The following is a 3,238-nucleotide window of genomic DNA, read 5'->3' as shown; positions in this document are numbered from 1 at the left end:
AAGTTGAAGTTCAAAAACTCGAGTACTGTTACCCAAGTGTCACTAAGAAAATTACCGACGCAGATAAGAGTAATGACTTGGGAGAAATTGATGACCCGCTTGGTTTGACAAAGAAAAAAGCCTATTCTGCACAATTGTCAGACAAGGCAGAGGAGTTTACCTATACTCTTGATTACAACTTCAATAACGTAGCCTACGAATTTGAAAAGAACGTCATGTTGACAGACCCACTTGACTACCGTTTGGAAGTGGTTGAAAGTTCAGCTACTGGACCAAATGGAGAAAAATGGACCACTCGTGTAGTTAGTCAAGATGATTCAGAAGGCAACCCTCAAAGTGTCGTGGTTGCGGATGTTCCTGCTAAAGGATCCAACTACAATTACTTGGTATTGAAGAAAGCTCAAATGACCATTAAGGTTCGTTTGAAAGAACAATACCGCAATAATCAATCAAGTAAAGAATTCATGGCTCTCCTTCAGGAAAGTAATGGATTTGGTCTCCTAAACCAAGGGAACATCATGTGGAATGGTGATGACAATCAACCAAACCAAGATGCGCATGCCAAGACAGATACCAAACCAAGTACCATTCGCCGTTCAAATCCAGTTTATGTGAAACCTCCAGTTGTAACAGAAATTACGAAGAAGGTTAATGACAAAGAACATGAAGATTTGAAGGCAGAAGAGGAACTCTTTGAGTACAAGGTGACTGCTCCATGGCCAGGTATTGCGGACAACTTTACGCTGACAGATACAGTTGTTCCAGAGTTAGAAGTTCAAGCAGATAGTTTGAATGTAAAACTCGGTGGAAAAGATAACGCTGATTTGAAAGGTGCGACAACTGTTTCAGGTCAAACCGTTTCGTTGACACTAGACAAAACTAATCTTGAAAAAATCACTCGTAAAGTGAATCGCCGTAAGGTGAAAGACATTCAATATGTAGAATTAACCTTTAAGGCGAAAATCCGTAAAGGTGCTGATCTTTCTAAATACAAGAAAGATGGTCAAGTAAAAGTACCAAATACAGCGGATGTGATCTTGAACGATGTGAAACAAACCTCTAACGAAGTAACGGTTACCCCACCAAAACCAAAAGAACCAACGATTGATAAGAAAATCAATGAAAACTTGGATAGCTTCCAAACGTTTGATGGGCAACCATACAACTACAACATTACAACAGCAGTACCAAGTGATGTTGCTAATTACAAGAAATTTGTGATTCGTGATACACTGGATGCTAATTTGGAACTTGCAGGAGACGTAAGTATTAAAGGTTCTGCAGCGGCCCTCTTTGATATCCACACCAATGGCCAAGAGATTACGGCAACGGTGAAGGATGGTCAGTTTGGTGAACTTGCAAAATACTCAACTGTTGAACTAGTCATTCCTGCAAAAGTTAAAAATGGTGTGACAGGTACAACCATTGAAAACAAGGCTTCTATTTCCTTTACAAATGAGAATAATGTAGAGAAAGAAGTTGAATCGAAACCGGTCACCGTAACGCCACCTCCTGTAACGAAGAAGATCAATGAAACTCTTGATCACTTAGATATCGCGACAGGTCAAGCGTATAACTACAACATTAAGACAAAACTTCCAACAGATATTACAGATTACAAGAAATTTGTGATTACAGATACACTTGAAGGAGATTTGTCAGTTATCAATGAAACTTCAAGCAAACCAGTTATCAAAGGAGCAGCTGCCGCCTTCTTCGATGTAACAGTTGAGGGTCAAACCGTGACTGCAACGATGAAGGACTTTGCGAACGCTACAGACCTTGCTGGTCAAGAAGTGGAATTGATTATTCCGGCTAAGATCAATGATGGAGTGACTCGTATCAACATTCCAAATACTGCGAAGTTTAGCTTCACAGATAAGAACGATCATAGCGGAGAAAAAGAAACGAAACCTGTCACCGTAACCCCTCCATCAGAACCAGGTGTTGATAAGAAAATCAACGAAACACTGACAGAGGCAACAATCGGTGCGGAAACCGACTTTGCTTATAATATCAAAGCGAAATTGCCAAATGATATTACAACGTACAAGTCCTTCGTTGTAACGGATACCTTGGATGAGAACTTGACTCCAGGTCAAGCTGAAATCAAGGGAGCGGCAGCGAAATTCTTCGATGTAACAGTTCAAGGTCAAACCGTGACTGCAACGATGAAAGATTTTGCGAATGCGGGTGACTACGGTAACCAAGAAGTAGAGCTCGTGATTCATGCCAAAGTGAAGAAAGGCTCAACTGTTCCATCTATTGAGAACAAAGCTAAGATTACTTACACCAACAAGAATGACCAACAAGGTGAGAAAGAAACCAAGCCAGTCACTGTTACACCACCACCAATCACGAAGAAGGTGAATGGTCAGGAACACGCAGATCTTGGTAAGTTATCAGAAATCTTTACTTATACGATTGACTCAACGGTTCCACATGTGGCAGATAGCTTCACCATTTCAGATGATATCGTCAAAGAATTGGCATTTGAAGGAGAAGCAACGGTCACTGTTGATGGCCAAGCTGTTCAAGACCTCACTGTAACAACAGAAGGTCAACGTTTGACGGTCACATTTGGTAAAGAGCAAGTGAAACAATATGCTGGTAAAGCTGTACAAGTTTCATTTAAGGCTAAGGTGAAGGAAGGCATTACCTTTGATGCACTCTTAGCAGCTTATCCAAATGAATCAAAAGACAAGCCGGTAGTACCAAATACTGCTAGCTACATCATTAATGATAATCCTGATTCTAAGAAAGAATCAAAACCAGTTACCGTTACACCACCACCAACCACTACTCCAGAGCTTAAGAAGGAAGTAAACGGAGCAGAACGTTATGATCTTGCAAAACGTAATGAAGAGTTTACTTATACTTTGAAAACAACAATGCCTGCCAGCGCAACTGTGTTTGAGATGACAGACGAGTTGAAAGAAGTTCTAGAATTTGTTGGTGAGAATGCTTCAGCCACTGTTAAACTTGATGGTGAGGATGCAGGATCGAAGGCGACAGTGACACTTTCTGGTCAAGTCATCAAAGTTGCCTTTACAGAAGCTTCTGTAAAAGCAGATGCAGGTAAGTCCATTGAAGTGAATTTCAAGGCTAAGATTAGAGATAATGCCAACTTATCAGCTTATGTGAATAAAGATGGTAAGACAGAGATTCCGAATAAGGCTTCTTATGATATTGATCACAATCCGAAATATCACAAGGACTCTAACGAAGTCCCAGTAAC

The 3,238-nt window shown here is 40.5% G+C and carries 1 pseudogene; it reads left to right on the top strand.

Going from position 1 to position 3,238, the window contains the following annotated elements:
- Positions 1-3,238: pseudogene (gene padA, locus HMPREF2885_RS01960) on the top strand (LPXTG-anchored isopeptide-forming adhesin PadA); the annotation flags it as partial.

The organism is Streptococcus sp. HMSC062H02, assembly GCF_001813005.1.
GTDB lineage: Bacteria > Bacillota > Bacilli > Lactobacillales > Streptococcaceae > Streptococcus > Streptococcus oralis_S.
Note: the sequence above shows the minus strand (reverse complement) of the source record. Positions and strands in the feature narration are given on the sequence as shown.